3 protein-coding genes and 2 pseudogenes are annotated in these 5,045 nt (G+C 60.5%); 3 read left to right on the top strand and 2 right to left on the bottom strand.

Annotated features, from left to right (window positions below; translation table 11 throughout):
* The first annotated feature begins 19 nt into the window (after nucleotides 1–19).
* The 3 genes from pqqE to WLY71_RS29625 all read left to right on the top strand — a co-directional run bounded on the left by pqqE (nucleotide 20) and on the right by WLY71_RS29625 (nucleotide 4,281).
* Nucleotides 20–1,162: a pyrroloquinoline quinone biosynthesis protein PqqE gene (pqqE, locus tag WLY71_RS29615; protein ID WP_347806400.1), complete on the top strand. Its 1,143-nt coding sequence runs from the start codon at nucleotides 20–22 to the stop codon at nucleotides 1,160–1,162.
* 244 nt (nucleotides 1,163–1,406) lie between these two features.
* Nucleotides 1,407–2,570 (top strand): alcohol dehydrogenase-like regulatory protein ErcA, encoded by a 1,164-nt coding sequence (ercA, locus tag WLY71_RS29620; RefSeq protein WP_283184275.1) that lies wholly within the window; start codon nucleotides 1,407–1,409, stop codon nucleotides 2,568–2,570.
* Entirely contained in the window at nucleotides 2,554–4,281 is a 1,728-nt protein-coding gene (locus WLY71_RS29625) for a PAS domain-containing hybrid sensor histidine kinase/response regulator (RefSeq protein ID WP_347806401.1), read from the top strand. Before ercA ends, WLY71_RS29625 begins: the two co-directional genes overlap by 17 nt.
* Nucleotides 4,282–4,361: 80 nt before the next feature.
* On the opposite strand, the pseudogene WLY71_RS29630 reads toward WLY71_RS29625, so the two are convergent.
* Together WLY71_RS29630 and WLY71_RS29635 are read right to left on the bottom strand one after the other, a co-directional pair.
* A pseudogene (locus WLY71_RS29630) lies at nucleotides 4,362–4,626 on the bottom strand (SMP-30/gluconolactonase/LRE family protein); the annotation flags it as partial.
* A gap of 320 nt (nucleotides 4,627–4,946) precedes the next feature.
* Nucleotides 4,947–5,045: pseudogene (locus tag WLY71_RS29635) on the bottom strand (copper homeostasis membrane protein CopD); the annotation flags it as partial.

A 5,045-nucleotide genomic window follows, 5' to 3' on the forward strand; every position in this document is an offset into this window, starting at 1 on the left:
GCGTTTCTGGAGGTGGCCCATGCTCAATTCTGGATCGAGTGACTCGCGTCCGGGTCCGCCGCTGTGGCTGTTGGCGGAGTTGACCTATCGTTGCCCGCTGCAATGCCCGTATTGCTCCAACCCGCTGGACTTTGCCCAATCAGGCGAAGAGTTGAGCACCGAAGAATGGATCCGGGTGTTCCGCGAGGCCCGGGAAATGGGCGCCGCGCAACTGGGTTTTTCCGGCGGCGAACCGTTGGTGCGTCAGGACCTGGCCGAACTGATCAAGGCCGCGCGGGACATGGGTTACTACACCAACCTGATCACCTCGGGTATCGGCCTGACCGAGCAGAAGGTGCGCGATTTCAAGGTCGCGGGGCTGGACCATATTCAGATCAGCTTCCAGGCCGCCGACGAAGCGGTAAACAACATGCTCGCCGGTTCGCGCAAGGCCTTCGCCCAGAAACTCGCGATGGCCCGTGCGGTGAAGGCCCAGGGCTACCCGATGGTGCTGAACTTCGTCACCCATCGGCACAACATCGACCAGATCGCGCAGATCATCGACTTGTGCCTGGAGCTGGAAGCGGATTTCGTCGAACTGGCGACGTGCCAATTCTACGGCTGGGCCGAGCTCAACCGCGTTGGCCTGTTACCCACGCGCGAACAATTGCAGCGTGCCGAGCGCATCACCCACTCATACCGCGAGCGTCTTGAAGCGCAGGGCCACCCGTGCAAGCTGATTTTCGTCACCCCGGATTACTACGAAGAACGTCCCAAGACCTGCATGAACGGTTGGGCCAATCTGTTTCTCGACATCACCCCCGACGGCACGGCGTTGCCTTGCCACAGCGCCCGCCAGTTGCCGGTGCAGTTCCCCAATGTGCGCGAGCACAGTATCGAGCACATCTGGACTGATTCTTTTGGTTTCAATCGCTTTCGTGGCGATGACTGGATGAAGGAGCCGTGCCGCTCCTGCGATGAAAAGCACAAGGACCTGGGCGGCTGCCGCTGCCAGGCATTCATGCTGACCGGCGACGCCGCCAACGCTGACCCGGTGTGCAGCAAATCCCCGCACCACGGTGTGATTCTCAAGGCCCGCGAGGAAGCCGACGCACCGGGGCTGGGCATGGAACACCTGACGTTGCGTAACGAGAAGGCTTCGCGACTGATCTATCGCGGGTGAATCGAAAAGGTGCGTCCGACTCAGATCCCTGTGGGAGCGGGCTTGCCCGCGATTGCGATCTGACAGTCAGCATCGATTTTGAATGTACTGGCCTCATCGCGGGCAAGCCAGCTCCCACAGGGAACACCAGCGCATACAAAATCCGGGACACCTCGGGCGAGGCTACCCATTGGTCTGATTGCATTCACAGCCGGATGCTTTAGTGTGGACGTTACCTTCCAAAACAATAAAAACAGGCTTTCCAATGAGCCAGAGTCTCAGCCAGCTGCGTAAATTCGTTTCGCCTGAAATCATCTTTGGTGCCGGCTGCCGGCACAACGTCGGCAATTGCGCCAAAACCTTTGGTGCCCGCAAGGTGCTGCTGGTCAGCGATCCCGGTGTGATTGCCGCCGGTTGGGTCGCTGATGTCGAGGCCAGTCTGCAAGCCCAGGGCATCGAGTATTTCCTGTACAGCGCTGTCTCGCCCAACCCAAGGGTCGAAGAAGTGATGCTCGGCGCCGATCTGTACCGGGAAAATCATTGCGATGTGATCGTGGCCGTCGGTGGCGGTAGCCCGATGGATTGCGGTAAAGGCATCGGCATTGTTGTCGCCCATGGGCGCAGCATCCTCGAATTCGAAGGCGTGGACACGATCCGTGTCCCCAGCCCGCCGCTGATCCTGATTCCGACCACCGCCGGCACCTCGGCCGATGTCTCGCAATTCGTGATCATCTCCAACCAGCAAGAACGCATGAAGTTCTCCATCGTCAGTAAGGCGGTGGTGCCGGACGTGTCGTTGATCGACCCGGAAACCACGTTGAGCATGGACCCGTTCCTGTCGGCCTGTACCGGCATCGATGCGTTGGTGCATGCCATCGAAGCGTTTGTTTCCACCGGTCACGGGCCGTTGACCGATCCCCATGCGCTGGAGGCGATGCGCCTGATCAACGGCAACCTGGTGCAGATGATCGCCAACCCGAACGATATCGCCCTGCGCGAGAAAATCATGCTCGGCAGCATGCAGGCCGGGCTGGCGTTCTCCAACGCGATCCTCGGCGCCGTGCACGCGATGTCCCACAGCCTCGGTGGCTTTCTCGACTTGCCTCATGGCTTGTGCAACGCAGTGCTGGTGGAACACGTGGTGGCGTTCAACTACAGCTCCGCACCTGAGCGCTTCAAGGTGATCGCCGAGACCTTTGGCATCGATTGCCGGGGCTTGAATCACCGGCAGATTTGCGGACGTCTGGTGGAACATCTGATCGCTCTGAAACACGCCATCGGCTTCCACGAAACCCTCGGACTGCACGGGGTCAGCACTGCGGATATTCCGTTCCTGTCGCAACACGCCATGCACGACCCGTGCATCCTGACCAACCCGCGCGAGTCCAGTCAGCGTGATGTCGAGGTCGTCTATGGCGAAGCCCTCTGACGAACAGCAACGGGCGCTGGCGGGGTTACTGGGATTAGGCAGCCAGTCGGCGCGCAAGAGTCATTACCCGGAATTGGCCGCGCGCCTTGACGAGCTGGAAGCCGAGCGCAATCGCTATAAATGGCTGTTCGAAAACGCGGTCCACGGGATCTTTCAGGCTAGCCTCCTGGAAGGCATGCGCGCCGCCAACCCGGCACTGGCGCGGATGCTCGGCTATCAGGACCCTCAGGAGGTGCTGTTTTCGCTGGCCGATCTGGCGAGCAACCTGTTTGTCGGCGGCGCTCAAGAGTTGGAAAACATCGGTGAAATGCTCAAGCGTGAGCGCAGCTTGCTCGGTTACGAAACCCAATTGCGGCGCAAGGATGGCAGCAGCCTCGACGTGCTGATGAACCTGTTGCTCAAGCCCGATCAGGAAGGGCTGGTGGAGGGGTTTGTCGCCGACATCACCGAACGCAAACTCGCCCAGCAGCGCCTGCAGCAACTCAATGACGAGCTGGAGCAACGGGTCACCGCGCGCACCGACGAGTTGCTGGAAGCCAACCGTAACCTGCAACAGCAGATCACCCAGCGTAAACAGATCGCCCAAGCCTTGCGCGATGCCCGGGACGCCGCCGAGGCCGCCAATCGCAGCAAGGACAAATACCTCGCCGCCGCCAGTCATGACCTGCTGCAACCGCTCAATGCCGCGCGTTTGCTGATCTCGACCCTGCGCGAACGCAAGCTGCCCGACGTCGAACAGGTGCTGGTGGAGCGTACTCACCAGGCGCTGGAGGGAGCAGAAGATTTGCTCACCGATTTGCTGGATATTTCCCGGCTCGATCAGGCGGCGGTCAAACCGGACATTGCGCTGTACCGCCTTGACGAATTGCTCGCGCCGTTGGTGTCGGAGTTCCAGTCAGTGGCCCAGGCTGAAGGATTGAACCTGCGGGTGCACATGGGCGATTACGCCATCAGCACCGACTTGCGCCTGATGACGCGGATCCTGCGCAACTTCCTCAGCAACGCCTGCCGCTACACCGACAAGGGCAACATCTTGCTGGGTGCCAGACGCCGGGGTGAAATGCTGCGCCTGGAAGTCTGGGACACCGGGCGCGGGATCGCGGCGGACCGACTGGATTCGATTTTCCTCGAGTTCAACCAACTGGACGTCGGACGCGCCGCCGACCGCAAGGGTGTGGGCCTGGGGCTGGCCATCGTTGAGCGCATCGCCAAGATCCTCGGCTATAAAGTCGGGGTTCATTCGTTGCCGGGGCGCGGTTCGATGTTCAGCATCGATGTGCCGATTTCCCATGAGGTTCCGCTGCCGATCAGCCTGGCGGCGCCACAACCCGGCGCCGGCAATCCATTGCCGGGCCGGCGTTTGCTGGTGCTGGACAACGAAGTGAGCATTCTCGAAAGCATGAGCGCGCTGCTTGGGCAGTGGGGCTGCGAGGTGGTCACGGCCACTGATGAATTTTCCGCACTGGCAGCCTTGCAGGGGCGACCGCCGGAACTGATTCTGGCGGACTACCACCTCGATCACGGCGTGGTGGGTTGTGATGTGGTCAGGCATTTGCGTGAGCATTACCACCAGGTAATTCCGGCAGTCATCATCACTGCCGACCGCACGGATCAGTGTCGGCGCTCATTGCAGCGACTCGACGCACCGCTGCTGAACAAACCGGTGAAACCCGGCAAATTGCGCGCGGTGCTGAGTCAGTTGCTGGGGTAACAGCGGCAGACCCGTGCCGCGCACGCTCCAGTTGACGATGCTGCCACCGAGTTGCGGGGCGAGGGTGAGGTGGGTGAGTTCGGCTCCGGTAAGCCTTTCACCCCGGGATTGAGGGCAAACACACCGCCGGCCAGCGACTGTTCGTCATGGTCGTCGCCGGGGCGTATCGAGGTCACGAACAGGGTGTCCAGGCGACTGCCGCCGAAGGCGCACATGCTCGGTTTTTTTTACCGGTACGGCGAGGGAACGGTCCAGGAGTTGATGCATGTCGACAAACAGCCGCCGGTTGGACGGTGTGCCGCTGTCGATGTCGTAATCAAAGGCCCAGATTTGCCGGGATGACGGAGCGCGAAGGTTGGGCGAGGGGTACAGACGGAGGAATTGCGGACGAGCTTGCTCACAGTGACGCTCCCGTGTTTCTTGGTTGTTTTTATTTTTGTTATGCATCGTCGTACAACGTCGGGGCGGATTATTTGCAAGTGTTACGGGGAATCTCAATCAGAAGTTGTACGAAGACTTGGCGCGATTTTGTAGTATGTCGAAGAACCCTGTGGGAGCGAGCCTGCTCGCGAATAGGCTCTGACAGGCAACATTGATGTTGAATGACACACCGCTTTCGTCGGAACGCCGCCCGGAGCCGGCTCGCTCCCACAGGGATTGGCGTTTTAGCCGGTGATCATCGGCGGCATCGTGCCGAGTAAAGAAACGGCAGCCACCGCTCCCATCCCCAGCAACCATTCGAAGATGACGCTGCTTTTCAGAGC

Source organism: Pseudomonas rossensis, from assembly GCF_039888995.1.
GTDB lineage: Bacteria > Pseudomonadota > Gammaproteobacteria > Pseudomonadales > Pseudomonadaceae > Aquipseudomonas > Aquipseudomonas rossensis.